20 protein-coding genes and 1 pseudogene are annotated in these 26,883 nt (G+C 60.1%); 9 read left to right on the forward strand and 12 right to left on the reverse strand.

Features of this window, described 5'->3' with window-relative positions; translation table 11 throughout:
- Positions 1 to 2: 2 nt before the first annotated feature.
- From KF708C_RS28140 to czcI, 5 genes are all read right to left on the reverse strand, one after another.
- Entirely contained in the window at positions 3 to 953 is a 951-nt protein-coding gene (locus KF708C_RS28140; protein WP_059414501.1) for a cation diffusion facilitator family transporter, read from the reverse strand.
- 50 nt (positions 954 to 1,003) lie between these two features.
- The gene (gene czcA, locus KF708C_RS28145) at positions 1,004 to 4,195 is read right to left on the reverse strand and encodes a heavy metal efflux RND transporter CzcA (protein WP_059414504.1); all 3,192 of its coding nucleotides are present in this window, start codon (positions 4,193 to 4,195) and stop codon (positions 1,004 to 1,006) included.
- A gap of 16 nt (positions 4,196 to 4,211) precedes the next feature.
- Entirely contained in the window at positions 4,212 to 5,774 is a 1,563-nt protein-coding gene (czcB, locus tag KF708C_RS28150; protein ID WP_059414506.1) for a CzcB/NccB family metal efflux transporter periplasmic adaptor subunit, read from the reverse strand.
- 18 nt (positions 5,775 to 5,792) lie between these two features.
- On the reverse strand, positions 5,793 to 7,049 hold the full coding sequence (gene czcC, locus KF708C_RS28155) for a heavy metal efflux RND transporter CzcC (protein ID WP_059414508.1): 1,257 nt from the start codon (positions 7,047 to 7,049) through the stop codon (positions 5,793 to 5,795).
- 75 nt (positions 7,050 to 7,124) lie between these two features.
- Complete coding sequence (gene czcI, locus KF708C_RS37110) at positions 7,125 to 7,472, reverse strand: cation efflux protein, CzcI family (RefSeq protein ID WP_156174002.1); 348 nt, start codon at positions 7,470 to 7,472, stop codon at positions 7,125 to 7,127.
- Between the two features lie 1,224 nt (positions 7,473 to 8,696).
- On the opposite strand from czcI, the pseudogene KF708C_RS35095 reads away from it, so the two are divergent.
- Positions 8,697 to 9,247, forward strand: a pseudogene (locus KF708C_RS35095) (MgtC/SapB family protein).
- A 96-nt stretch (positions 9,248 to 9,343) separates the two neighbouring features.
- On the forward strand, positions 9,344 to 9,625 hold the full coding sequence (locus tag KF708C_RS35100) for a DUF4148 domain-containing protein (RefSeq protein WP_082080014.1): 282 nt from the start codon (positions 9,344 to 9,346) through the stop codon (positions 9,623 to 9,625).
- Positions 9,626 to 9,943: 318 nt separating this feature from the next.
- On the opposite strand, the gene KF708C_RS28175 is transcribed toward KF708C_RS35100, so the two are convergent.
- Both KF708C_RS28175 and KF708C_RS28180 read right to left on the reverse strand, forming a co-directional pair.
- Positions 9,944 to 10,255, reverse strand: a complete 312-nt coding sequence (locus tag KF708C_RS28175) for a helix-turn-helix domain-containing protein (protein WP_231586618.1) — start codon at positions 10,253 to 10,255, stop codon at positions 9,944 to 9,946.
- Between the two features lie 8 nt (positions 10,256 to 10,263).
- On the reverse strand, positions 10,264 to 10,524 hold the full coding sequence (locus KF708C_RS28180; RefSeq protein ID WP_082080016.1) for a type II toxin-antitoxin system RelE/ParE family toxin: 261 nt from the start codon (positions 10,522 to 10,524) through the stop codon (positions 10,264 to 10,266).
- A gap of 522 nt (positions 10,525 to 11,046) precedes the next feature.
- Here KF708C_RS28180 and KF708C_RS28185 point away from each other — a divergent pair.
- The 7 genes from KF708C_RS28185 to KF708C_RS35105 all read left to right on the forward strand — a co-directional run bounded on the left by KF708C_RS28185 (position 11,047) and on the right by KF708C_RS35105 (position 21,158).
- Entirely contained in the window at positions 11,047 to 11,895 is an 849-nt protein-coding gene (locus KF708C_RS28185) for an AraC family transcriptional regulator (protein WP_370552870.1), read from the forward strand.
- 695 nt (positions 11,896 to 12,590) lie between these two features.
- The gene (gene ybaL, locus KF708C_RS28190; protein ID WP_059414518.1) at positions 12,591 to 14,315 is read left to right on the forward strand and encodes a YbaL family putative K(+) efflux transporter; all 1,725 of its coding nucleotides are present in this window, start codon (positions 12,591 to 12,593) and stop codon (positions 14,313 to 14,315) included.
- A gap of 209 nt (positions 14,316 to 14,524) precedes the next feature.
- The gene (locus KF708C_RS28195) at positions 14,525 to 14,953 is read left to right on the forward strand and encodes a hypothetical protein (protein ID WP_059414520.1); all 429 of its coding nucleotides are present in this window, start codon (positions 14,525 to 14,527) and stop codon (positions 14,951 to 14,953) included.
- 513 nt (positions 14,954 to 15,466) lie between these two features.
- Positions 15,467 to 16,351, forward strand: coding sequence for a DNA-processing protein DprA (locus KF708C_RS28200; protein WP_059414522.1), 885 nt, complete (start codon positions 15,467 to 15,469; stop codon positions 16,349 to 16,351).
- A gap of 26 nt (positions 16,352 to 16,377) precedes the next feature.
- Positions 16,378 to 17,058: a hypothetical protein gene (locus KF708C_RS28205; RefSeq protein ID WP_156174003.1), complete on the forward strand. Its 681-nt coding sequence runs from the start codon at positions 16,378 to 16,380 to the stop codon at positions 17,056 to 17,058.
- Between the two features lie 956 nt (positions 17,059 to 18,014).
- Positions 18,015 to 19,004, forward strand: a complete 990-nt coding sequence (locus KF708C_RS28210) for a hypothetical protein (RefSeq protein ID WP_059414525.1) — start codon at positions 18,015 to 18,017, stop codon at positions 19,002 to 19,004.
- Between the two features lie 1,074 nt (positions 19,005 to 20,078).
- Positions 20,079 to 21,158 carry an FRG domain-containing protein gene (locus KF708C_RS35105; RefSeq protein WP_197090439.1) on the forward strand — a complete coding sequence of 360 codons (1,080 nt, stop codon included), beginning with the start codon at positions 20,079 to 20,081 and terminating at the stop codon, positions 21,156 to 21,158.
- Between the two features lie 630 nt (positions 21,159 to 21,788).
- On the opposite strand, the gene KF708C_RS28215 is transcribed toward KF708C_RS35105, so the two are convergent.
- The 5 genes from KF708C_RS28215 to KF708C_RS36130 form a co-directional block, all read right to left on the reverse strand.
- Positions 21,789 to 23,264, reverse strand: coding sequence for a UvrD-helicase domain-containing protein (locus tag KF708C_RS28215; RefSeq protein ID WP_059414527.1), 1,476 nt, complete (start codon positions 23,262 to 23,264; stop codon positions 21,789 to 21,791).
- Positions 23,200 to 24,933 (reverse strand): ATP-dependent nuclease, encoded by a 1,734-nt coding sequence (locus KF708C_RS28220; protein WP_059414529.1) that lies wholly within the window; start codon positions 24,931 to 24,933, stop codon positions 23,200 to 23,202. The genes KF708C_RS28215 and KF708C_RS28220 overlap by 65 nt, the downstream gene beginning before the upstream one ends.
- 207 nt (positions 24,934 to 25,140) lie before the next feature.
- The gene (locus tag KF708C_RS36125) at positions 25,141 to 25,410 is read right to left on the reverse strand and encodes a hypothetical protein (RefSeq protein WP_156174004.1); all 270 of its coding nucleotides are present in this window, start codon (positions 25,408 to 25,410) and stop codon (positions 25,141 to 25,143) included.
- Between the two features lie 110 nt (positions 25,411 to 25,520).
- Positions 25,521 to 26,156: a DUF1444 family protein gene (locus tag KF708C_RS28225; RefSeq protein WP_059414531.1), complete on the reverse strand. Its 636-nt coding sequence runs from the start codon at positions 26,154 to 26,156 to the stop codon at positions 25,521 to 25,523.
- A 204-nt stretch (positions 26,157 to 26,360) separates the two neighbouring features.
- Positions 26,361 to 26,750 (reverse strand): hypothetical protein, encoded by a 390-nt coding sequence (locus tag KF708C_RS36130; protein ID WP_156174005.1) that lies wholly within the window; start codon positions 26,748 to 26,750, stop codon positions 26,361 to 26,363.
- Positions 26,751 to 26,883 lie beyond the last annotated feature (133 nt).

Here is a 26,883-nt window from a genome sequence, read left to right on the forward strand (position 1 = left end):
CGTTAGTCTCCTCCTGTAACGTGCGATTTTGATCCGACCAATGCCGGTGACGCGTTGAAGTGCTGTGCAACATCCGCTAGTTCGCAGGACGAAAGCTCGAACTGGATGGTCACATGGGTGATATCGAACTCCTTGGCCAGCATCTGCTTCAGTTCAGGCAAAACCTCCATCTCGGGATTGACAGCGGTATCGTTGACGACATGAACCGTCAAACTGGCTTTGCCGCTAGTCAGTGCCCAGATATGAAGATCATGGAAGCTCTTGACGCCGCGCGTGGTGAGGATCTTGGCTTCGACCTTCGCCAGGTCCACGTCATCGGGCACGCCTTCGAGCAGTACATTTAGACTGGACGTGAGCAGGATCCATGTCCGCGGCAATACCCACAGCCCGATCAGTACGGCAATGGCCGAGTCCACCCAGGCCCATCCGGTGAAGCGGATGATGATCGCGCCGGCAATCACGCCCACGGAGCCAAGCAGGTCGCTCCATACTTCAAGGTAGGCCCCCTTGACATTCAGGCTGGTGCTTTGCCCCGACGACAGCATGCGCATACTGATAGTATTGATAATCAGGCCCAGCACCGCCACGATCAACATGCCCGTCGATTCAATCTGCGGAGGCGACTTCAAGCGCACGTAGGCTTCGTACAGAATGTAGACCGCGACGCCGAACAGCAGCAGCGCGTTGAAAGCCGCGGCGAGAATCTCGAAGCGGTAATACCCGAACGTGCGTCTCTTGTCAGCCGGACGCTTCCCTATGGAGATCGCTGCAATCGCGATCGCCAGAGCAACCGTGTCAGTGAGCATGTGCGCGGCGTCGGAGATCAATGCCAGGCTCTTCGTCATAACACCGCCCACTACCTCGGCAATCAGGAACGTACCGGTCAGTGCAAGCGCAATCTTGAGGGATCTCTCGTTGCCACTGAATTGATCATGAGAGTGTCCTGCACCCATAGAACCTCCTAGAAAAAGATGAGGCGATCCGAAGACCGCCCCGGTGTACGTTATGCCGGCTGATGGCCCTGGTCAGGTTGCTCCTGTTGAGCAACCTCCACGCGTGTGTCTTCGGCGTCCTCGTCCTTGCGGTGGGCAAGGCGGTAGAGCACCGGCAACACCAGCAGCGTCAGCGCCGTGGAGGATAAGATGCCGCCGATCACCACGGTTGCGAGGGGGCGTTGGACCTCAGCGCCTGTACCTGTCGCGATGGCCATCGGGACAAAGCCCAGCGAAGCCACCAGCGCTGTCATCAGCACCGGGCGCAGTCGAGTCAGCGCACCCACCCGGACCGCGGAGTCCAGGGAATGACCTTCTTCACGCAGCGATCGGATGAACGACAGCATCACCAGGCCGTTAAGCACCGCCACACCGCACAGTGCGATAAATCCCACTGCCGCGGTAATCGACATCGGAATGCCACGTAGCCAAAGTGCCAGGATACCGCCCGTCAGTGCAAAGGGAATGCCCGTGAAGACCAGCAGGCCATCCTTGATATTGTTGAACATCGCGAACAACAGCACGAACACCAGTAGCAGTGCCACGGGCACTACCACCTGCAGGCGGGTGGTCGCCGACTGCAACTGCTCGAAGGTTCCCCCCCATGTCGTCCAATAGCCGGCCGGGATCTTGACCTGGCTTTGAATGGCCGCTTCCGCCTCGGGCACAAAGGAGCCGATATCGCGTCCACGCACGTTGGCACTGATCACGATGCGGCGCTTTCCGTTTTCCCGCGAGATCTGGTTGGGACCGGGAGCCATCTCCAGCGTGGCCACTTCGCTCAATGGGATAAACGTCGTCTTCGCATCCACCCCCTTGGGCAACGGAATCGGCAAGCGGCGCAAAGCCTCTACCTCTCCGCGCACGGCCTCGGGCAGGCGAACCACGATATCGAAACGGCGATCACCTTGGAAGAAGGTACCGGATTCGCGACCGCCCACGCCTGTTGCCACGGCGTCTTGCACATCGCTCATGTTGAGACCGTATCGCGCGGCCTTGTCCCGATCGATCTTGACCGTCAGCATCGGCAGGCCGGTGGTTTGCTCCACCTTGACCTCTTGGGCGCCCTGAATGCTCTGCAACACCGCCGCTACCTTCTTGGCGGTTTCGTTAAGAACGTTGTTGTCGTCACCGAAGATCTTGACGGCAACGTCGGAGCGAACCCCGGAGATCAGTTCGTTGAAGCGCAACTGGATCGGCTGGGAGAACTCGTAGTTATTCCCAGGAATCCTGTTGGCCTCCGCCTGAATGGCCGACAGCAGTTCAGCATGCGTCTTCTTCGGCTCCGGCCAGTCCTTCACTGGTTTGAGCATGATGTAGCCATCAGAGATGTTCGGTGGCATCGGGTCGGACGCAATCTCCGCGGTACCGGTACGCGCAAAAACCCGATCGATCTCAGGGAATTTCGCCTTCAGCGTCGTTTCGATCTGCTTCTGCATCTCCACGGACTGCGAGAGGCTCGTGCCAGGGATGCGCAGCGCCTGGATGGCGATATCGCCTTCATTCAGACTCGGAATGAACTCGCTACCCAGCCGCGCTGCAATGGCCACGCATAGAACGATGGACACTGCCGCAAACGTCAGAACGACTGGAGTGTTAACCAGTGACTTCTCCAGCAGTGGCTCATAGCGACGCTTCGCCCACAGCATGAGGCGGTTTTCTTTTTCCGCTACGCGCTCACCGATGAACAGCGCCACCGCAGCCGGCACAAATGTCACAGAGAGAATCATCGCGCCGAGCAGTGCCAGCACGACAGTGAAAGCCATCGGATGGAACATCTTGCCTTCCACACCGGTCAGCGCAAAGATCGGCAAGTAGACGATCATGATGATGAGCTGACCGAAGATCAGCGGGCGACGTGCCTCCTTCGCTGCCGCGAACACCTCGTGGAACCGTTCGGTGCGCGTCAATGGGCGCCTATGATGCTCTTGTGCATGTGCCAGCCGTCGCACACAGTTTTCGACAATCACCACCGCGCCGTCGATGATGATGCCGAAGTCGAGGGCGCCCAAGCTCATCAGGTTAGCGCTGATCTTGTAGTTCACCATTCCTGTGAAGGTGAACAACATCGCCAGCGGAATGATCATCGCAGTGATCAGCGCCGCACGGATGTTCCCCAGGAAGAGGAAGAGGATCACAATGACGAGCACCGCGCCTTCAAGAAGGTTCTTCTTGACCGTAGCGATGGCCTTGTCGACCAGCCGCGTGCGGTCATACACCGTCACGATCTTTACGCCTTCGGGCATCGTGCGATTAATGGCGGCCACCTTTTCATCGACCGCCTGCGACACAGCCCGGCTGTTCTCGCCAATCAGCATGAACACCGTCCCAAGCACGACCTCCCTGCCATTCTCGGTCGCCGCACCCGTGCGCAGTTCCTTGCCGATCTCCACATCGCCTATGTCGCGGATGCGGATCGGCTGACCCTGCGCCGTGCCAACAATAATGTTGCGGATGTCGTCCTCTGACGCGACTTGACCAGGCGCACGAACCAAGTATTGCTCACCCCGGCGCTCGATGTAGCCTGCCCCAACGTTGTCGTTGTTCTTGTTCAGCGCATTGACGACGTCGGTCAGGGTCAGCCCATACGAGGCCAACCGTTCGAGACTCGGCGCAACGAGGTACTGCTTATTGAACCCGCCGATCGTGTTGATTTCCGTCACACCCGGCACGTTACGGAGTTGCGGCCGCACCACCCAATCCTGAATTTCACGCAGGTCTGTGGGTGTATAGGTTTTCCCATCGGCTTTGCGGGCCCCTTCCTCGGCTTCGACGGTCCACAGATAGATTTCGCCAAGACCGGTGGAAATAGGACCCATCGCCGGCACAACGCCCTCAGGCAAGTTATCCTTGGCTTCCTGGATGCGCTGGTTGACGAGTTGTCGCGCGAAATAGATGTCCGTGCCATCCTGGAAGATGACCGTGACCTGCGACAGGCCATAGCGGGACAGCGAACGGGTCTGTTCCAGACCCGGCAAGCCGGCCATCACCACCTCAATCGGATATGTGACGCGCTGCTCGGTTTCCAGTGGCGAGTAGCCCGGTGCTGAGGTATTGACCTGGACCTGAACGTTGGTAATGTCAGGGACGGCGTCGATCGGGAGCTTGTTGTAGTTGAAGATTCCCAGCCCGGCCATTCCAAACACGGCGAGCAAGACCAGCCATCGCTGCTCGATGGCGAAGCGAATGATACGTTCAAACATTGCTGTTTCCCCCGTATCAATGGCCGTGTTCGGCACTGGATTTGCCAAGTTCGGCCTTCAGAACAAAGCTGTTGGCGGCCGCGTAGCGTGCACCCGGCTTCAGGCCCTCGACGATCTCGACGACCTTTCCGTTCGTGCGACCAATCTTCACCGGCTGTGGCACGAAACCTCCTGGCACGGCAACAAACACGACGCTCTCGCCATCAATGTCTTGGACGGCTTCGGTCCGAACCGCAACCAGTACTTCGACATCTGCGCCGAAGACATCGACTGTGACAAACAAACCCGGTCGCCACGCCATCTGCGGATTGGTCAATGTTACGCGGGCCTTCGCCGTCCGCGTCTGTTCACCCAAAAGCGAACCCACGTATGAAACAGTGCCACCCGCCTTCACGTCCGACGATGCGGAGTTGATCGAGGCCTTCTCACCAATGCGCACCCGCTCGAGGTCCTTGGCCGATACCACAAACTCGGCCCAGACAGATGACAGGTCCGACAGTGTGAAAACGTTGGCGTTGTCCGCGACGGCTTCGCCGAGGGAGATATGCTTCTCGACGATCATGCCGTCGAACGGCGCACGCAGTTCATAGCGGTTCAGTGCGGTAGAGTTGTTGCTGGCACCAATGGCCGTCAACTTCTGCTGGGCGTTCTGGACACTGATCTGGGCTTCCTGCAACGCGTTACGGGCGGCCAGATAATCTTGTTCCGCAGAGATCTTCTGTTCCCACAGTTTCTTTTCGCGGTCGTAGGTGACGCGCGCCAGATCCAGGCGCTTCTGCGCAGCGAGCAGTTCGCTGCGCTGATCGGAGAGCCCGGTGCTCGCGATAACGGCAAGAACCTGTCCCTTCTTGACCTGCTGTCCGATGTTGGCCGGAACGCTCTCCACCACGCCAGCCAGACGCGGCACAACGTGAGCCGTCTTGTCCTCGTTGAAGCGAATCTCACCCGGGAACTGGACACCTGCTTGAACCTTGGCCGAGCCGGCCGTCTGTACAACCACCCCGGTCTTGGCTACCTGGTCGGCCGTCAACTCGATCTTTCCTTCTTCCTTGGAAAGCTTGACGGCCAACGGCGTCGTGGAACCGGGCAGAGTGACATCTGCCGTCACGTCGAAGACGTGGGGCTCTGCAACAGGCTGCTGGCTTTCCAGCGCATCGCCGGAGACCACGAATTTGAGGGCCTGCGTTTCACCCGTAGCCCGCACAAGTTGACCAGTGCCGGCCACACCCTTATCCACGGCCTTACCTGACTTGCTGACCCAGACACGGATGCGAGCTTCGCCCTTCGATTCGGCGGTGCCGATTTCCACATCGTAGCCATCACGGGAGAAGAGCGCGCCACCGTTGACGCCCTTTTTGACTTCGTGATGCTCGCCGTCACCGTGTGATTTGTCGTCTTTGTGCTCAGCGTTCTCCGCCTGCTTGCCATGATGCTCGTTGTCGCGATGCCCGTTGGTTTCGGAGTGTCCGCTCTGTTCTGCGGTGCCGGACCGACCGCTCAGCAGCACGGCGCCGGTCGTGACGCCGCCCACCAACACGATGGCTGCGATAGCAGCCTTTTGTTTATTTGAAATAACCATGTTTGTTGAGTTCCCGCCTTAACGTCCCAGAATGCGATCGATCGTGGTCGCCGCCTGATAGGTTTGTCCAAGCACCCCGAGATAGCGGATGCGTGCCTGGAAAAGCGTGCGCTGCGCATCCAGGACGTCCAGATAGTTGAATTTGCCAGCCTCAAAGCCGATGGTGGCCGCGTTAAAAGCTTGTTCCGCCCCAGGCAGGACGGTTTGCTTCAGTGTTTGCGCGGAGGCGCGGGAGACCGAAAGCTGGTTCGAAGCAGCCAGAAGGTTTCGTGTCAGTCTGACCCGATTGGCCAGATATTCATCCTGTGCCTTGTCAGCCTGGCGAATGGCCGAGTACAGATTGCCCTGGTTCCGGTCAAAGAGCGGCAGAGGGATCGCCACGCCTATTACTGCCATATTCCGATTTGCCTCGGAATCACGCTTGGCGCCAAGACTGACAGTCAGGTCCGGATACTGGCGGCTTCGCTCAACATTTATCAACGCCTGGCGACGATCGAGCTCAGCACGACTGGCAGCCACCAGCGGCGAGTTCTCGAGTTCCTTCTGGAGAATTTCTGGTGCCGGCCTGGATGGGAGCGCGTCCAGGTTGCCCTGTGCTTCGGCAAACTGCGGCGCCGCGTTTCCCCACAGCGCTGTCAGAGCCTGGCGGGCAGACTGCAGGCTGGCAGTCGCTTCTGCCAGTTCGAGTTCGGCATTGGCCTGCTCCACGCGCGCCTTGGTTTCATCAACAGGGGAGATCTTGCCGGCTGCCACGCGACGTGAGGCGGCTTGTGCGCCCCGTACAGCGATATCTGCGGAGCCTGTCGCCAACTTGATGCGCTCCTGCGCTATCAAGACGGCAAAGAAGCTCTCTATCACTTGCGCCCGGATGTCGCCGCGAACGCCAGCTAGCGTTGCCTGCGCCAGTTCGCGCGTCCTTTCCGCAGCATTGATACGGGCCGATCGCTTCCCGCCCAGTTCGATCGGGATATTCATCTGCGCGGTGGATGTGCGGGTGGACTTCCGCGTGTCTTCGACCAGCGTCTGGAGTTCGGGGTTGGGAATAACCCTTGCCTGCATGATCCCACCTTCCGTGGAATCCAGTTCCTTGGCCGCAGCGGACAAGCTGAAATTGCTTCCTGCAGCCAGCGATAACGCGGCTTCGAGTGTCAACGGCCCCGTTGCTTCCATGGGAAACGCGGGCGCGGCAGACGTGCCGGTATCAGATTGCGCTACAGCAAAGTTTGGGCTGAGAAATGCTACCGTCAGCCCGAGCGGCAGAAATAGTCTTCGCATCGAATTGCACCAGGGTTTTTGACCAGGAGAATTCGGCGAGCGACGAAAGGAGAAATAGAGTCGTCGTCTCGCCGATCAAGCGAGACGCTGCCACTGAGGACGGTCGGGTTCCCTAGCGTTCAACGATGTGAAGGCGAATCCGTGCTGGCAATTGGTCACTTCGACGCGTTTCGCAGTCGGCATGCCCTGCGCCTGTCCATGGACAAATTGGAGGGAAGCAAGGTGACACACACCGCAGTCAGTATCCACGACCGACTTCTTCTCAACATCGGCCTTACCTTCCGGTTGCTGATGTCGGTGTTCGTGGTGCCCGAGGTGCCACACGGCTGCCGCCTTCTCGTGCTGACAATAGCGTGCGGCTGCCGCCCAGGAGAACTGGAATGGCAGAATAAGCAGCACGAAGATCAGGGCGAAACGTCGCATTTCGGGGCGAAGGTACGGGGCTCGGAGGTGGAGTATTGCCGGCTTGGCCGTTGACGAAGTCTACATGAATCCACGATCACTAGCATTAAGATCAGATTACGATTACCGCCTTCGCCTGCTCGTTTTCGAGCGGCGCTTGCTGCTCTCATCGTCCTTGCGCTTCGGTGTCGGCCCGTACTTCCATCGTAGGTATGCGGCGAACCCCACATAGAGGGCCACTAGGCCGATCAACATAATGACCATGCTGAAAACAACAGAATCGGACACGTGATCGTAGTGCATGGTTGCGCAAGTATGCAGTGTTGAGCGGGCCCGGCGTCTAGCATCAGGCCCGCGTCATGACGGCCCGAAGGACTCCGGTCTTATGGAAGAGGTCAAACGATTCCACGACCACGGATAGGCTGAGAAACCAGACAGAGTCGGCAATGTTCCGTTGGAACGAGGATATATGGGCCGGCCATGTTGATTTTCCCCGACACAACGACAGTTGGGGGAAAAACGCTGGTATGCGACGAACATACTCCGCGAACTCAAGAAACGCAGACGAAAGAAAGCGACCATCTGTCCGGATGACAGCCGGGGACATCAGCACAAACGCAGACGTCAGGACAGCCGTAACCATCAGCGATTCAGTCATCGGGCTCGATCCGACGATGCCCAGGATGTTGCACATATGGAGCGGATGCCGGCAGAGCGAAATGGACCCGATGTGACAGGTATTGTTCTTGCGCCCTGGAGGGTATAGCGAGCAGCGGAGCCATCCGACCGTGGCCAGGCTCACTCCGACCATTCCCGGCGTCAGCATTGGCGGCCAGACTCACTTACCGTCCCACCGAGAATGACCGCAGAGCAGGCTTGCCGGGACGAATGCTACGACGACACGCCAAACGCCAATACGATGACGGGTCAAAAATTCGTCCGGCGTCTTCGGGAGGCCGGCGGGCTGTGAAGCGAAAATGGAAGAATCGGTCATGCTGTCAGGGGCTGGGAGAGGAAATCGCGCGCACCGTCTTTGGACAGTAACTCACACGAAACGAGCGCTAATGGCCAGTATTCTAAAGTAGGCCCTCGTCTACGAGGCTTTATTGCCAAAATGTAATACGTCGTTAATCTTTCCCATCGCCCCGAATCGCGCCGCATCATGGCTCAGCAATCCGAGCGTCATCATCGAAAAAATTGACTGTCGCGGCCATTATCAGCGCCCAGTCGGAGACTTGCACAATCATGAACGACACCCTTCGCACATTGAGTTCGGAGTTCTCCGATCTAGCTGGTGCCGCCGAAGCCATACGAGCGGTCGCCCGGACGCGGATGACGGTATCCGTCGTCTTGGGGGGACTTACTGGGCATAAGCGTGAGAATTCTGGAAAATCCGCCCGCGTCCGCACTCATATGCTCGTGGCGCTGGGCGCCCGCATCTTTGTCCTGATGCCTCTCCAGGCGGACGTGCACTCGCCGACATGAGCCGCGTCCTTCAGGGACTGACATCGGGCATTGGGTTCCTCTGTGCGGGTGGCGCCATCCTGACGCCTGACAATGGGACGCATACAAGGGGCTTCGTGACCGCCGCCAACATCTGGATCGCTGCTGTGATTGTCCTGGCTGCCGGAATGGGGCATGCGACGACTACCGTCATTGCAGCCGGCTTCGCGCTTATTGTTCTCCGAGTTCTGCAAATATCGAAAAAGCAGGGGCGTCCAGTGCGAACTGCGCAGACCGCTTGCGATGAACTTTACGAACTTGTCATGAACCGTCAACGAGACAGCAAGCTGTGAGCGCTATAAATGGGCAGGCGACTATCCCCGATCGCATAGTCGATTCAATCACCTAAAGCCACATATTTGGCATCAGCCGGAGCAGGAGTCAATAAAATGAAAGGTATCGCATTTGCCATCGTTCTATCGGCCAGCATCGCGGCGCCCGCCTTTGCGCAAGGCAGCAGCGATTCCTCACAAGGTCGCAGCCGTGCGGAGGTCAAGAAGGAGCTCGCAAAGTCCAAACACGACGGAACGTTCATCAAGAAGAACGGCGAGTACCCACCCAGCGAGCAGACGGTAAAGCAACAGAAGGCTGAGCATGCCGCATGGATGCATTCCAAAGACGGTGCCAATCCGGCGTTTGACAAGCATGACGAGCCGAATGCCCATCGGTAAGTCAATTGACCAGAGCACATACTCGAAGGCCGTCGAGGGCGAGGCCTCCTGTCTATCCAAATGGTCACACGGTACTCCAATTGCGCCGGATGGGTTCTGCTCTCGTATTCCCGCGACCAACTGGTGCTAGCGATGGGGCGCACCGGTCGAGCGCCAGTGTAGTGCTGTCGCGACGTTCCTAAGCGCCGCACGCGGGAGACAGTCAAGGCCAGAGTCGGAGCACGAGCCTCACGGTCGCGCAGAAGTGGTTGGCGACGCCGATAGTACCGAAAAAGAAAAAGGGCGCTTGGGCGCGCTTTTTCTCTGGATACCAGAATCTCAGCGTTTGACGGCTTTCAACTGGCGTTTGAATGCCTTCAGGTTGGAGACAGCGAACAGTTGGCTGCGGCCAATCTCGCTGCTAGCGACCAGCTTCTTAGCCTGCACATAGCGTCGGAAGGTTGGCATTGACACTTCCAGGTACTCAGCGGCTTCGGCAGCCGTGAACTCATTGTCGGCAAGGTGGCCAAAGACTTCTTCGTGGCTCAGGTTACCACCGGAGAATGCTTGTTGCCCCACCAGCGTGAAGAACTTCACACGCTCCCGGGCAGGCATCTTGCCGAGGGTCTCCATCAGTTCTACTGCAGTCATGGTGCTCATCATTTCCTCTCTGCCTTCGAGTACAGCTTGAGCTGCGCGTAGAAATTCTCGTGCGAGCCCACTTGGTAAAAATCAATCATCAACAACTCGACATCGACTCCTTCGGCTCGTTGCTCTGGCGTTGGCGGCCGATAGGCGACTAAGTATTCTTGGCTCCGGAACCTAAACTTGTGGACCCAGATTCCGGCCAGGTCTCCTACCTTTGGCTCCCCGATATCCGGGTTGCTACAAACGACCTCTACTTCGTCCTCAATGGCCACTTGGGGAGTGGCTTATGCGCCCTCTTGACAAACTGACCGAAAGGCTTCCTATAGCTTGGCATCATGATCTGATATAGCATCATTTCTGATTCTATATCGCATCATTTTGCATTTCAATGTCCAGGTAGCCGATGACTGCCGTTGGCGGGCGACTCTGGGGAATATAGGACCATCAGATCCACCAGTTTCGGGTCCGCCGGCGTAGTCCCCCCCCCCCCGACGCAGCCGTCGGCAACACTGTTGCGACACACGACGCTGGCAGATCGCTCACGCGCTGGTCTGGCATGGCGCGGCAAACCGCAGTGTTCAAGGCGGGGAGAGCATTCCAGAAATTCGAGTTGCGCCAGCTCCAACAGTCACATTACGATGATTCCGGCGGTGTGATTTCCCCGAAGTCGCCTGATAGCTATCAGGTAGCTACCAGATATCCTCCCGATGAGAGAGGCAGACTACTGCCCCATACAAGCCGGACTAACGATGCGCTCACGGGCGCGCGGATGGCGCCGGCAGGAGACAAAGGACATGCAGATGCAGGCAAGCGGCTTTGCGTGCCCGCCAGCCACGACCCCGGCGCCCCGCGCCGCGGACGGCGGCGGCCGGGTGATGTGGATCACGCCGGACCGGCTGTTCTATGCGGGCCTGCTCGGTTCGCCGTCGGTGCGGACCATGGGCGGGCTGCTGATCTACGTGGCGCTGCGGGCGCCGATCCGCATCAGCCTGGACGGTACGCGCTGGGACGCCACCGAACTCGCCGTGGTGCCGGCCTACATGCCGCATTCGGTCGCGTGCGACGACCGCATGATCTGCGACATCGGGCTGGAGGCCGAGAGCATCGACCCGGCGCGGCTGCCCGCCGTGATCCGCGGGCAGGCCGGGCCGGTGGAGGACGCCGCCTTCGCCCGGCACGTGCGCCAGGCCCACGCCTGGCTCAGCCGGCACGGCAAGGCGCTCGACCTGCAGGCCGGCAGCTTCGACCAGATCTTCTTCGGGCAGGCGCTGGCGCGGCGCGCGCTGGACCCCCGCATCGGGGCAGTGGTGGAGCGCATCCGCGGCGCGCCGTCGGACACGGCCACGGCGCAGTCCTGCGCGGCGTCGGCGCATCTGTCGTTCTCGCGCTTCCTGCATCTGTTCAAGGAAGAGGTGGGCGCGCCGTTCCGCAGCTTCCGCACCTGGAAGCGCGCGCGCAGCCTGCTGCATTACGTCACACAGGATTCCAACCTGGCGCACGTGGCGCTGGATACCGGCTACCCGGATTCCACCCACTTCAGCCATTCGATCCGGCAGGTCTATGGGCTCAAGCCGAGCGACATCTTCGCCGGCTCGCGCAAGCTGGCCCTGCTCGGCGAGCAGCGGGTAGAGGCTAGTCGGTAACCCTTCCTTTCGTTCAACGTCCGGGATACTGGCCTGCGGCAATGTCTTCTAACGGCGCCGCGCCCGTCGGCTCCCAGCCCAGTAGCGAACGCGTGCGCGCACTAGAAGCCGCGCATCGGCACCGAAGATCGCGCCCAGCCAATCAAAATGGGCCTGCGCGCGATCGGCAGGAACGGATTCCACCGGCACGCCCAGAAACCGGCTCAGCGCGATCGCGATGTCGCTCGGGGCGACGCTAACAGCCGTGATGGACGCCGTCGGCGTCCGCGCTGTCTTTCCTCGGCCTGAAGGACGAAGCTTGCCGCGCCCAGGGGTCAAAGTCACACGGCTACGCCGCTTTGACGGCTCGGACGTCGCACCCAGAGGGCACCAGGCCGGCCAAGCCCACAAATGCCGATGCCGGCCGTCCACACGCGGCCGCATTATCGGCCGCAAAGCGCTCCCAGTGCTGATGTGCGTGCCGTGCGATCGCGGCTCCATGTGGGCTGTTATAGAGCTACTCGCCACTGCTCAGGCAGTGACGCCGCGCTGCGCATACCCCATTCGGAATGAAAATGACATCGCAGCCGTGGCGTCAGCAGCCTATGCGATATCCTTGTGCTGCGTGGTCGAGTTCGTGATATTCGCGGTACAAGCCACGGCTGCCGCTGCAGCGGCCGCGAGGACCCCGTTCACTCAACTTTCGCGGCCCCTGAATGGAAGACAGCATACCCCTGATCACCACGCTCGCCGCTGGCTTCAGCATCGCCTTGATGCTTGGTTTCCTTGCCGAGCGAGTCAAGGTACCGGCGCTGGTCGGCTATCTGGTCGCCGGAATCATCATCGGCCCCAGCACGCCCGGTTTCGTGGCCGATGTGCGTCTGGCCTCCCAGCTCTCCGAGATAGGTGTCATGCTGCTGATGTTCGGTGTCGGCCTGCACTTCTCCGTCAATGACCTCTTGGCAGTTAAACGCATCGCTGTACCAGGTGCCCTGCTGCAGATGGCATTGGCTACGGTGCTGGGCCTGCTGGTCGCGTGGTGGTGGGGGTGGGGTTGGGGCAGCAGTTTGATTTTCGGCCTGGCTCTATCATGCGCCAGTACCGTGGTGCTACTCAAGGCCCTAGAAACACGTGGCGCACTCGAGAGCATGAACGGCCGCATCGCGGTCGGATGGCTGGTGGTCGAAGACTTGGCCACCGTGCTGGTGTTGGTCTTGCTGCCGCCGCTGACCAACTTCCTGGGCGGCACCGTGGCGGTACCGCCAGCCGAATCGAGACCCTTGTGGACGACCATTGGGCAGACGTTGTTGCAGGTGTCCGCCTTCATTGCGCTGATGCTCATCGTTGGCCGCCGCGTGCTGCCCTGGCTCTTGTGGCAAATCTCGAGTACGGGCTCACGCGAGTTGTTCACCCTATCGATAATCACTGGCGCCATTGGCATTGCCTACGGTGCAGCCGAGCTCTTCAGCGTCTCCTTTGCTCTGGGAGCATTCTTCGCCGGAATGGTCATGCGGGAATCTGAGTTCAGCCATCGAGCCGCTCAAGAATCCCTACCACTACGCGATGCCTTTTCCGTTCTCTTTTTTGTGTCGGTGGGCATGCTGTTCGAACCAGCTATCCTGATGGAAAAGCCGGTGCACGTGTTCGGCGTGGTGGCCATCATTATCCTCGGTAAATCCATTGCGGCATTGGCCCTCGTCCTGGCCTTCCGCTACCCGCTCAACACCGCGCTGACTGTCTCTGCCAGCCTAGCGCAAATCGGCGAATTCTCGTTCATCCTGGCCGGCCTGGGACGTTCCCTTGGCCTGCTGCCCGCCGAAGGCATGAGCCTGGTGCTGGCCGGCGCGCTCATTTCTATTGCCCTGAATCCTATGCTTTTCGCAGCCATCGAGCCGCTGCGCCGATGGGTACTCCGACGCTCGAAACTGGCTCGCCGTCTGGAGCAACGAGGCGACCCCTACGCCGAACTGCCTACGACCACAGAGCGCAAGTATCTGGAGGGCCAAGTCGTGCTGGTGGGCTACGGTCGGGTGGGCAAGCGGATCGCTAGTTCACTAGACGCCCGCGGCATCCCCTATGTAGTGGCGGAACAGAACCGGGAACTGGTTGAGGACTTACGCAAGAAGGGCATGGTGGCAGTGTGGGGCAATGCTGCGGATCCTTCGGTATTGATTCAGGCCCACATTGCCGACGCGGCCATGCTCGTGGTGGCAATGCCCGATTCGCTCAATGTCCGCCAGATGGCCGACACGGCGCGCACCCTTAACCCGGGAATCGAGATCGTGATGCGCACGCACAATGAAGACGAGTCACTGATGTTGCGCAAGGAGGGAATCGGAACGGTCTTCTTCGGCGAGGAGGAACTGGCAAAAAGCATGGTCCACCATGTTCTCCAACGGTTCGCGCCGCAGTCGAATCATTCGGCCACTGGTCACGCTTGAGTACCGATCCCTCGGCGCGATTCCGTATGGCCAACGGTAGCGCGATTCACCAGATCTTCTGCTACCAGGCACTTTCGCTTACTCCTTGCCGGTTAGTAGGTTGGTACTGTATATTTATACAGTACTAGCCGCATCCCGGAAAAGTTGACTCCTGAAGTCAAGCCCGTGCGGTGCCCGTGCTTCCTCTCCCTTCACCTCGAAAGGTAATCATGTTCGTGGACCGCACCGAAATCATCAACGCCGCCAAGGCACTGCGCGCCAGCCAGGAAGAATCCCGATACAGCAAGCTCGTCGCGCTCGCGAATAAGCAACTCAAGGCAATGCAAACGGCAATCCAGAGGGGCAAGGAAGAATTCGAGACCAGACTGGTACTCGAAATCAGCGAAGACAATCCGAAGGTGGCGCTGGAACCGCGAGCGCATCGGCTAGCCGACGACCTCAGATCGCAGGGCTACACCGCAACGGTGACCACGTTTGCCGAGGTCAGCACCGACCGCAAGAACTGGACACCAAATATCACGGTCGTCATCGGTCTGGGCGATATGGTTTCCGAAGCCGACGCTACGATAGCGGAAAGCATGGTGACCGACGAGACGGAAGTCGCGCTGGCTGGTGAAGCTGCCAATGAAATGGCCTGACAGCAGGCGGCCGATTCGAGATAGGATCCGGCATCACGGGGTTCGCGTACGGTCGCGAGCGTGATGACCCTTGGCGCGGCAGGCCTCGTCCTTCAGGGCGAGGAAGGATAGCGCAGACGCCGAAGGCGTCCGTTACGGCCGTTAATGTGGCGTCGGCTGTGTTCCATGTACTAGCGGACGATCTCAATGGGAGCAACGCCACAGCTTCCAGCAAAGTGGACGGCGACCATAGCGCACTGCTCCACAGCTTGCGCCGAATGCTGGGGTGCCGAATGTCATTGTCGTCGCTCATAGACCAAACCAGACAAACGACTACGTAGAGCATCACGTGGCGCAGTAGGAACTCTCCCCCCCCCTTTCCGGCCTCGGCCGGCGAGCATCAGCGAGAGGGGGAGGTGGATGTCAACGGTCTTGGTCGCCCAGTGCCCGATGCCCGATGCCCAAGGCGACAGGAGGGCGAACCGGTAAGGTACGGTATATTTGGGCTATCAGAGGCACAAAATTGAGAGCGCCATGAGCACCGTAGCCGACTTTCTGTCGGAAAAGCCAATTGACACGCGGATCGAGATCGGGGCGTACGAGTATTTGTGGCAGCAGCCCAGTTCCACCATGAAACGCCTGGCAGATCTGTTCGGGGAACACCCGGGCAGCCTGCCGTCCGACTTGGTGGAGGTCGAGGTCGCCGAGCGTACCGCGAATCAGGTGGTGGAACATCTGGCCAGCCGCGGCATCAAGCGCTTCGGGGTACGGATCAACGGTGCGCACGACTATCCCTCCCGTCTTCGCGAAGCCATCGAGCCAGTCGAACTTCTGTATTTCCTTGGCTCGTGGGAGCTCGCAGAAGCGCCGCGCCGCATCGCGGTAGTAGGGACCCGCAAGGTCAGTGATGAGGGCGCACGTCGCACGCGGAAACTCGTGCGTGGTCTCGTCGAACACGATTTCACCATCGTGTCGGGGCTTGCGCAGGGCGTCGATACTATCGCGCACGAGACCGCCATCGAATGTGGCGGGCGCACGATCGCTGTCATCGGCACGCCAATCTCCGAGGTTTACCCGAAGGAGAACGAGTGTCTCCAGCACCGTATCGCATCCGAGTACTTGCTCATCAGCCAAGTGCCGGTGCTGCGATACAGTGCACAGACGCCGAAGTGGAACCGACTGTTCTTCCCTGAGCGCAATAAGACCATGTCCGCGCTCAGCGAGGCGACGGTCATCATCGAAGCCAGCGAGACGTCCGGTACTTTGATTCAGGCGCAGGCCGCCCTGAAGCAAGGGCGGAAGTTGTTCATCTTGGAGAGCAACTTCCACAACCAGGCCATTACGTGGCCAGCGAAGTATGAAAAGCTCGGTGCGATCCGCGTCCGTGAACTCGACGATATTCTCCGAGTCATGGCGTAGCCATGCCGATGCCCAGGCGCCTAACCTTGGTCGGAGAGCTTGAGCGGCCGGACCACGAGCACCTCCCTGCTGAGGACAAATGTTATTTCTGGGGCGAGTACACCCCACATAAGCACACCAGCGGCAAATTATGGGATTTCTCGCCGACGAACCAGCTCATCAGCAACCTGAAGAAGGGGATGAGCCGACGCGGCAAACCGGATTGGCGCTACAAGCAGGAAGCGATCAAGCAGGTCGCACAGGCCTTCGCCGTCCATTGGAAGTGGAAAGAACTGCTGGAGAAGTATTCTGTCGCGCTGATCCCGATCCCATCGTCCAAGGCGAAAACGGACGCGGACTACGACCCGAGGATGCTGCTGGTCTTGGAGGAGTTGTCGCGCCGCCTTGGCGCCGAGTTGGACATCCGCGATTGCCTTTCCTTCAGCGGCGCCTACGCTGCTAGCCACAAGAGCGAGGAGAAACGAGATCCGGACCGGCTTTACGAGGACCTCACCTTCGATGCGGTGGCTGGAAAAGTGGACGCACAACCGGACGTGATCCTCATCTTCGATGACATGCTCACCACTGGCGCGCACTACGCCGCCGTCACACGGCACCTGCGCGAGCATTTCCCGGACGCGAGGCTCGTAGGCGTCTTCGTCTCCCGCCGACTTCTGCCGGATCCCTTCGCAGATGCTGCAGACGACTTCGACGTGCTCGACGATTGATGCGAGGGCGATACAGTGACGAAAGTCTTCCTCAACTATGAGCGCCCGACGCCGGCGGGCCGATGCGGACCCGACACGCGCCCGACTTGGCGATCGCCGGCACTGCAACACCACGCAAGGCTGACGCGGTGCTCACGCGCGGGCAGGCCCACCAGTTGGCGGCATACGCAACCCGGGAGAGCCCCGCGCGAACCAGCCAGCGACCGCATGCGGGCTCACAATGAGGCAGGAGCCGAGGCGACGCCGACACCGGCCGGCTGACCGCCCAGGGCCAACATCACCAGCTGCCAACAGCATGCTGCCGGGCCAACCTCGATGCAGGGAGTACGCTGTCGCGCGCTGGCGTAGGCGGGGCTGGCCACGCTGGCAGGAATCTTCGACGCCGCCGACTACCTGCACGCTGGAGCCGACGCTGCCCCGCGCGCATGGCAGGCTGCCACACACTGGGTCGGCATGCGACCTCGAGACGGGGACGAGCTCCGGGCACGAAGGGCCGCTGACGGCCGATAGTGTTGAAAAACTCGCTGGCAGCCGTTCTCTGCTCGTCTCCGGAGGTACCTTACCCCTCAACCGTCGGTCGATCGTGGAATACAAGCCGATCTGAGAGGTCGACTTCTGGCGATTACGGTGCGCGCGCCATGGGTATCGAGTTTTTCAACACTATCGACCCATTGCTGTCACACGCACCGTCACTCGGATTGGCCTCTGCGCAACCGGTTGCGGTCAGTCGATACCAGCCATCCTACTTCATGGTGTACCGCTCATTTCCCTCATCGAGGCGCGAACAACATCGATGCATCGGCGACCGACAGCAAACACTCCCAGCTAGCAGCTCACGGAAGGTATACGCGGCGGGGTTGATCTGCGGTTGATCCGCCCCACATCGTGGGGCTATGCAAGCGAAGCCCACCGCTGCGGTTTGGTGCGCCGCTGGCTCAACCAAGGAGACAAGGCCGATGGCCCAACAATATACGATTCGAGACGCGGCTCGCAATTTGGCCGCAGCTGACTTGTTCCGGAAAATTTCTACTGAAGAGAAGGCTGCCAAGTTCGCCGAAGAACTGCAAAACATGCCCGATGCTATGCTGCAGACCATGGCGCGGATGAGCGGCATTCCGGCTCATCAGACTGCCCTGCACCTGGCCATGATGCGCGGGCAAGAGAACGAGTTTTCGCGTGGGCTTAATGCGCTCGATGGGTGGTTCCAGACTGGCGACCTCATTTTGATGACAGGGAACCTAGCCCTCGCGCAGGCTCAGAAGGCCCTTTATAAGGACGCGAGGTCTAGCCACGTCGCAATCGTGCATGCTGACTTTATCTGCATCGACGCGATCCCGAAGGTCGGCGCATCGAATCGAGTCATTCCTGACGTCCTTGCCGATGTTGAGCCCGGGTGGCGCGTGATCCGACATACGTCGGTTGGGCCGGAGAACACCGATCACATCATGCGCGCGTGTTCGTTCTACCTGGCGCAACCTTACAAGATCCTCCCATCCAAGAAATCGGCCAAGAAGTTCGCATACTGCTCGGAGTTGGCCAGGAAGGTGTATCGGGACATCGGCGTCGCCGGAACGGGCATCCCTGACGATCGAATCATCGCGCCGGCGCACTTCGACCGACTTGCAGACCATCACCCGAATTGGGTGGACGTGACCGACTCTCTGCGCCCCGCAGTCGAGTTCTGCCAGAAGTACCCGGAGATCCTCCGTGCGACCGCCAAGATGTTCATTGACGGGCTGAAGCTGAATCGCAGGCGCTTTGAGGAACGGACCGAATTGCTTGCCAAAATTCGGGACTTGACCAAGGCCGGCAAGATCAGCAAAGAGGATGCTCAAGATGCCGTGGCACAAATTAGGGAGATCGAGCACAACATGAATCACACCTTCTGGGATGTCCCGCGCAAGGCCGGTGGGTTCAACGGCCCCGGCGAGGATAAAACCGCTTGAGCGCGGGCGCTGGCCACGTTGACCAGCATGCCGGCTGGTGTTTATCAAGTTGCGGGCCATGCCAAAAGCGGTCGGCCGCTATGCAGCGTGATACGCCGGCCGCGTCGACCAATAGGTGTCGCTAGCTTGCCGCCGACTGCGCCGCCACACTGGAGCGTCCGGTGTCCAACGGCAAGACGTCAGGAGACATAGATGACCGCGAATGGCTGCCCTCTGCGATGGTGGACTTTCGACTCTCAGGCTGCAAGCGGCCGAGTACAGCCTGAACCAGCCATATAGAGGTTAGGTCCGGAAGTCCGGCTGTAGCCGGTGGCGGCCATTGTGGCAGCGTGTCCTGGTACCCTCCCCGCTCACGCTGCTCAGAATTCCCTGGCAGGTCCAGGCCCCCGGCGGCGGCCGGGCTGCCGGGTTTTACCGAGCCGTCAGTTGCCGGCATGCCCGCGCGGGCCAGGCACGCTCCCGACCAAGCCGCCGCACTCGCTGTAGCGCCACGCACGGACAGGCCCACCGGCCGGCGGGGGCCAGCGGCGCGACCGACTGCCGGCACCAATACCACCCGAAGAACGCAAGACGCCAGCGCCGGCACCGACATGCCGGCTCACCATGCAGCCCGAGCCGAGCCGACGCCGGCACCGGTCGGCTGGCCGCCCAGGGCCCACACTACCAACCGCCAGCAGCATGCCGCCTAGTCAAACTCGATGCGAGGAGTACGCTAACGCGCGCTGGCGCCGGCAGCGCCGGCCAGACTGGCAGGAATCTTCGATGCCGCCGAATACCTGCACGCTGGAGCAGGCCCTGCCCCGCGCGCGTGGCAGGCTGCCACACACTGGGTCTGCGCGCGACCTCGAGACGGGGACGAACGCCGGGCGCGGGGGCAGTTGACGACCCAAAGCGAACGATGGAGCAATCCTAAAGGGGTCATTTCGTCTCGCGTCGTAGTCAACGTGGGGTTCCACACACAACAGAAAGCTTCTACTTCCAAATATAAGTAGACTTCAAGACCGACGTTGGCCTCTTTTCGGTATCAAGAGGACGAAAAGCGCAGCGCCAAAAACGCGCGGCCGGGAGATGCGAATGAGTGGAATCGAGACATTATCAGAGCTTCGCCGTCGTAAAAGCGCGTTGGGGAGGAGACTGGGCCCATTTGAGTTTTTTTACGACTCAGAATTGCCAGCCCTTTCTCAACTAAAGAGTACCTTCGCTACCCTCCGTCCTTCAGCGCCCGTGATCACTAGCGCCGCTGGCCAAATGACAATCGCAGTGGAGTCTGCGGAGGCGGCGTTCATTTTCCTGAAGGGACTCCAGACCCAATGTTGCCATAGTCCAGGGACTGAACCGGGTTTTGGTGGATTAGCCGGACCCTTGCTGTTTAGAGGTATGCGTGACGAATCATGGGATATTGAGACATCAATCGCTAGGGTATCTCCGAATGAGCGGGCGGCCGCCTCTCACCTCACTGACGCATTTTCACGGTTGACCGCCACTGTCGGCCATGGCATGGCCGGGCTACGGCTCCCCCCATCGAGCTATGTGTCAGTTGCTCAGCACTACGGCTTCAAGACCAGTTTGCTCGACTTCACCCCGGATCCCGAGGTTGCCGTGTTCTTCGCATGCCAAGAGGGATCGATGACTCAAGGCGTGGTGTACTTTCAAAACATAAACCGGCTTCTCGACCAGGGACTGCGTATTCTGCTGGCCCCGCCGCTCTTTAAACGCATTGAAATACAGCGTGGAGTTTTTGTGGATACCCCGGGGGTGCTTTCAAAATCCCTCTTCAATCGGATCGTGTTCCCATCGAATATTCCGTTGACAGTGTTTCGTAACGGAGAAGCAGTTGACTTGCTGTCCATGCCTGACTGGATAGCAGATGCCTCCGCCTTCGTTGAAACATGGGCGCCGGGGAAAGTGCTCGATAGCTTCTCCGGCGACGAGTGGGAGTGGGACTTCTATGCAAAAGGACCCACGTATGATCCAGTTATGGAACTAGCTCGTTGGCTAGATTTTTACGAAGATGCCCGGTACTGGCTCGCTGGCCTCGTGTGTGGCAGCGAAGAGGCCTTTCTTCCCCGTTTGGTTAATGCCATAGCGCACGACAACCCCGAGCTTGCATCGCTGCATGATGAACTTCAGCGCCTGTTCGGTAAGCCAACTTGAGGGGAAGGCATCCGATCGGTCGGATTCTCGTGACCCGTATCGGTCGTACGAGGCATGAGCGCATTTGCGCCATGCAACTCCACTGAAAGCCGGTCGCGAACGTACCAGTTGCGGGCAGCACGCCGAGCCGACCGCGAGGCTGGAACCGCGCTGACGTGCGCAGCCGCCCGCGGGGCCGCTCTGGCTGACCAGCGTCTACAGTGCCGCCAGTTTCCAGCACGTCTGCGAATCCTAAACGCGCCCGAATTGGCTAGCATCTACCGCGCCGCCTGCTCCGGCCGACTAGGGCCAGCGGGGCGATCAACCGCCGACGCATGCACACCGGGGACTCAACGCCCGAACCCGCCAGCGGCCACGCCCTAGCTCACAATGAGGCTGGATGTTTGGCGAGCCGCGTTCCCATATTGCCATTGCCGCGGGCGGCTTTGCCGGGTTGATTGAAGGACTGCTGACGCAACCCACTGCAGCCGCTCGAGTCTCGATCGCCAATGTCAGTTGGTAGCGGGAGCAGAAGCTCGATGTCCGATAGCGCACGTCCGATTTGGAGCGAGGAGCGGCCGTCGAGGGTCCGACAGCCGCCATTGAGAGGGTGAGTTCGATTGTTGAATGTGACTGTTGAATGAGCGTTCGCTAACGGCCCGGGGCAGGCGTTAGCAACGGCGTCGACGAGCAAACTACGACTCGTCTTGCGCCTCGCGTCAGAGCCACGTAGAGGTGTTGTGCAGTCATGCGCTCGGGCTCAAGTATGACCACGACGTCAGCCTCCAGCCCTTTCAGAAGAAGCGTGCTTCCAACGGCTCGCCGGCCCAGCGGCCGAGCCAGTTGGCGGTTTCGCTCGCGGGTCTGAATCACCGCGCCAACGAACCCGACTTCGCCCCCGGCCGCCCTCAGCGCTGAGATACAGCAGTGCAGCACCTCGGGTCGGTAGACACGCGCATTGCGTTGGTCCGCGAGGGACTGAAGCAGATCAATTGAAGTCGTGTGGCTGGGAGCCGCCATGAACGCCACTGCTGCGGCCTCTGCAGGCGTCGCAGGGATGCGTGCTCGGCCGCCTCGTATCGTTTCGACTCGCGTGAGGAAGTTTGCGGCACCCACCCCGGTCATCAGTGAAGTCGCGAACTCGACAATTTTTCGCAACGCGTTGGGGTTCGTCAAATCGAACTGGCGGGCGAAGTTCACCAGGTCTTTCAGGTCGACCGCCTCGACGGAGGTGGCACCCGGCGTCTGCATGGTGAGTTGATGCCGACCATTGACATTGATGGAGTCGCCAATGACCAGAACGCGGCCGTCTCGGGTTGGCGCTTCCGTCCGGGCGGCCACCAGTCGTTGCTGCAATTCCGCGCCTTGGGTTAGTTGAACCCACTGGACTCCCTCCGGTGCCCCACGCAGGTCCACAGATTGACCAGCCTGCAATGATGCGCGGGCTTGAAGTAGCCAGGCACCCAGCGCGTCCATGCCTGCGAGTCGCCATCGCCAGGGGGTCTGCAGTGCGCCGATGGGCGGGAACATGGTCTGAGCCTCGCGCTCCCAGTGGACCAGTGGCTCGCGGAAGCCGAATATCGCTTGCATCGGGTCGCCAAGGACACAAGTGGGCAGTGTCTGCGCGATGGAACAGACGATGGCGTGCTGCGCGGCATTGCAGTCCTGATACTCGTCGACCAGCAAGCGCGAATATGTCGAGGTTATGGGGTCACTGATGTGACCGGCCTGCAGGAGCCCTTGCACGGCACCTCGGATAGCAGGGTAGTCGGCATTCGGGTTGGCCAGTTCGAGAACGCGCGCGTCGAGGCCCGCTCGGAGCGGAAACTTGGCCGATAGCCGCATCGCGAAGCCGTCGATGGTCGACACCCTGTAGGCTGAGCTTGGGACGCCGCCACGCTGGAGCCTGGCGCGTAGAGCGGTGACTCCAGCATTGGTGTGCGTCAGCACCAGGACTGGCTTGTTGTCGGCGTGCAGACTCAATGCATCCGCGATGAGCTGGGTCTTGCCGCATCCGGCTGGGGCGGTAACTGAGCCTAGGCGCGCCTGGAAGATGTCAATCTCAGGCGGCGGCACTCGTCCACCCCCAGAGCTGGTTCGTAACTTCGATGAAGCCCGGCTCTGCATTCGCTATGTGGGGACCGACGATGTCCTTGGCGATTTCCTGGAAACCGCTCAATGACTTGAACCAACCGTTCTTGTTATTGCGAGCGGCAAGTCCGAGCAATTCTCGGCTCGCAGGTGTGTAGCCGCCATTCAGCCGTTCGGCCTCTATGGCATCCAAGGTGACTTGTCCGTTTGACTTCGACTTGATGTGCTCGGCCATGAGCTCGCGGCCGACCATCTCGTCTGCCTTATTCAGCAGTGCGTGCACCGCGTCATCGCTTGAATGGCGGAATAACTCGTCCTCGAGTGCCAAGCCGGGCCGCCACGTGAGGTACTGGCCGCCAGCGGCAACGAATCTCTCAACTAGTCCGACGGTTGAAATAGGCTTGTCCGCGTCGACGAAGACGAGGACGCGATAGCCCAAGTTGAGGAACGCCTCTCCCCGTGTGAAGCATTGATCGGGGCTTCCCCCGCCTGCGTCCACGTATGAGCCTCCGTGGGCCAGGAATGACGTCGCGCCACAGTGGACCCACCACTGGTCCATCCCGCGAGCGAATCCGACCTCGCTGGCGCCTTCGCAGACGATGACGGACTTGGACAGGAAGGCCTCGGCCGCCTTGCGCAATGTGCCCTGGATGCCGTCGTCTGTACCGGCACATATGGCCGTGTGGATGCCCGAACGCTGGCGCACGACGAAAAGCTGGTTGCCAGCGAGTTCCCTGAGCGTCACCGGTGAATGGGTTGTCATAAAGACCTGCAGTGGCTGGCTCGCGTCCTTCGCCCCGAGTGAGTCGAGCAGTCGCATGAGCCGGTGCGGCTCAAGTCCGTACTCGACCTCGTCTACCAGGGCGACGGTGGCGGCGGCGGCGGCGGCCCTTTGCAACCCCGCGACAAGCAGCCGCCCCGAACCCGTTCCCAGCGACCGCAGAGGAATGCCGGTCTCGCTATGGAGCGCGATAGCACCGTCGCCGATCGACACTGAGTGAGCATCAAGTAGCGCCTGAGCGCTCGCACCGACGGCTACGCCCAGGCCGGTAGCTGTCTGGGTTACCACTTGCAGGGTCTGGGCGAGTTGAGGGCCGGCCTGCGCGCCGAAGGTGGCCCGGGCGGCGCGTGCCGCGCCGGCGAGTTCCGAGCCAAGGTTCGCGCGCTCTTCCGTGAGCCGGTTCAACACCGAGCCCCTAGCCCAAGAAAGGTTCGTGTTTGCGTAGGTGCCGATTCGGGCTGGTGCTAGGAGGCTGCGGTCCTTCCAGACCAGAGACCGTTCCAGTTGCTGGTGAGCGGCTCGGTCGGAATAGAGTGTCCAACTCGGCTCGAGGTCGCCCGTGACCTCGAGCTTCAGCGTCAGAACCGTTTCCAAACCTGCACGCGGCTCGTCTTCAAGTAGCCCAGCGCCGAGGTCAAATCCGCGAAGGAACTCTCCGTATGTGTCAATGTTCTTCAGCGCGTCGGGTAGTGCGCCGAGCGTGACCGCAATCACGATTGTCCCGGTGACGTCCAGGCCGAAGAAGTCCGTGTCGCCGAAAGGCGCGCTCCTCCGCGCTCCAAGGCACAGGTCGAGGGCATCGAGGATGGTCGACTTGCCGCTGTCACCCGGGCCAATAAGGCAGTTCACGCCGTTGGACGGTGTCCAATCAAGCGTCTGTATCGAGCGGAAATTGCGAATTTCAAGGCGACGAACGCGCGTCATGTTTACTCTTAGTTGATCTGGCTAATCCCAACGCGCCTGAAGCCGCCGAAGGGAAGCAAGGGTACTCGTCAGGCTTCCCTAACGTCAGCTCTCTCAGGCAAACCTGTCACCGAGAGTCTAGAGGCCGACTGAACGCGTGCAACCTATATCGGCCGCTCAGATCTTATCTTTTAATGACGGTTCATGGCCGGATGCAGCCCCGCGGCCCTAAGCCGGAAACGACAGGCCGACGATGGGTGCGGTGGAGATAAAACCCTCATCCGCTGGATTTTGAGGTGTTCGCTTGGACTTCCAGTACCGTAGTTCCGGGATCCCGGCTTCAATCTCGGCGCGCAATGTCTCCGTGAGCCGTCCGGCCATGTAGACAACCTGCTCGGCTCCCGACCAGCCATCACTGATTTCCTTCACCTGGTTGCCCTGGGCTGCAGCAAGTTGGATGGCACGATTGATTGCTTCAGACTTGGTTTGTACAGTCATAGCCTGTTCAATTGCCCCTTTGATTCTGTGTCTGGCCTGTGGCAACGAGCACACCTGAATGATTCCTGGTGGCCTGCGACGGAAGTCTGCTGTATTCGGCAGCCGGCAAACTAATCCGCAAGAGCGTGAGGAACCCACTCTCCGTCACGACGGGCGAGCACGCATCTCGACAGCGCGTACCGTTTCTCAGGAAGATCTCTGCTAGCCATCTCCTGCATGAATGGCAGCGCGCCATCCCATCCAGAAGCCGACACGAACAGCAAATCGCGCGCGGGAACCACAGCGAGAATTTCTCCGGGCATCTGTTCCTCGATCTGCTCCCATAATGATTCCAAGAGCAACAACGTCGCCTCAAAATTCCCACCTGCGGTGACCATGTAGCGAGGCGCCTCGCCATGAAACTCAATCTCGGGTAGTCGCATAGGCAAATTGCGAAGGGCAACTGCATACAACTCTTCCTCTGAAATCGAGGCGTCCGTGAGTTCTCGATAGGTAACGAAACGGAAGTGAGTTGGCAAGTCGATTGCGTACATGACGATCAAGTCCGCCGCAAACGGCCTCGTGACAGGCGAATCGTCGCGAGCGAGGACCAAGACATCATCAGAGGGATCGGCCGGTTCCATCACCTTTAGGATGGGGACTAGCAGGTTAAGGTCCAGGCAGCCTGCTGCTGAGGCTCGCTCCGAATCTTCCTTGCCGGTGCTCGTCGTCGCCGGCGTCTTTTGCCCTTTAGACTGCCCAAACATTCGTATTCTCGACGTTTTATTAAGTGCCCTCTGCGAAGGTGCATGGTAGCGCGCCTGCATCGAGTATGTATACAAAACAGATCGGAACCCCCAGTGACCCCTACTGGCCGGCCCCGGTCCTGGTAGGCAGGTCACCGGCGGACCGCTGTCGGCCCCCTACTTCCGCCAGCGCTAGCTAGGACGCCGCCGAGGAGCAACCGACCCTTAGCGGTCGGACGGCATGCTGGTGGTGTAACCAGCAAATGGACCAACGAATAGAAATCCCTCAGCGAGTTCTCGACAAACTTTGCTCTGGCTAGGGAATTGCGAGGCGAACTCCGGCCAGGCTTGATCGACAAAAGCATCCCATTGGTGTGGGTCGAGTTCATGGATCTTTCCGTCGCAGATTTCGACGACTTCGAAGCCACGGTCGACAAGTACAGTTACCGCATGTTGGGCGGCGACCTCGTGGCTGGTGCCTGAGGCAAAGACTGGTACGTAGGCGCCAATTAACTCCGAGGGCATTTCCCGGTTGTCACCGCGTTTGACATGGATGGAAAGCTGAAACAGGCGTGGATGTTGAGCCGGCTGTCGCTTCTTGAAAAATGTCAGCATGAAGTGGTCTAGACTGTTCGTTGCCATTCGAAGCCAAGAGCATATCGGAACGCTTGCATACGGCCGTAAGCGAGCGATTCCAAACTGGGCAATCTATGGCCGCTTCTGGCTGCGGCCATTGTGGCAGCGTGTC

Source organism: Cupriavidus basilensis (genome assembly GCF_000876015.1).
Lineage (GTDB): Bacteria > Pseudomonadota > Gammaproteobacteria > Burkholderiales > Burkholderiaceae > Cupriavidus > Cupriavidus basilensis_B.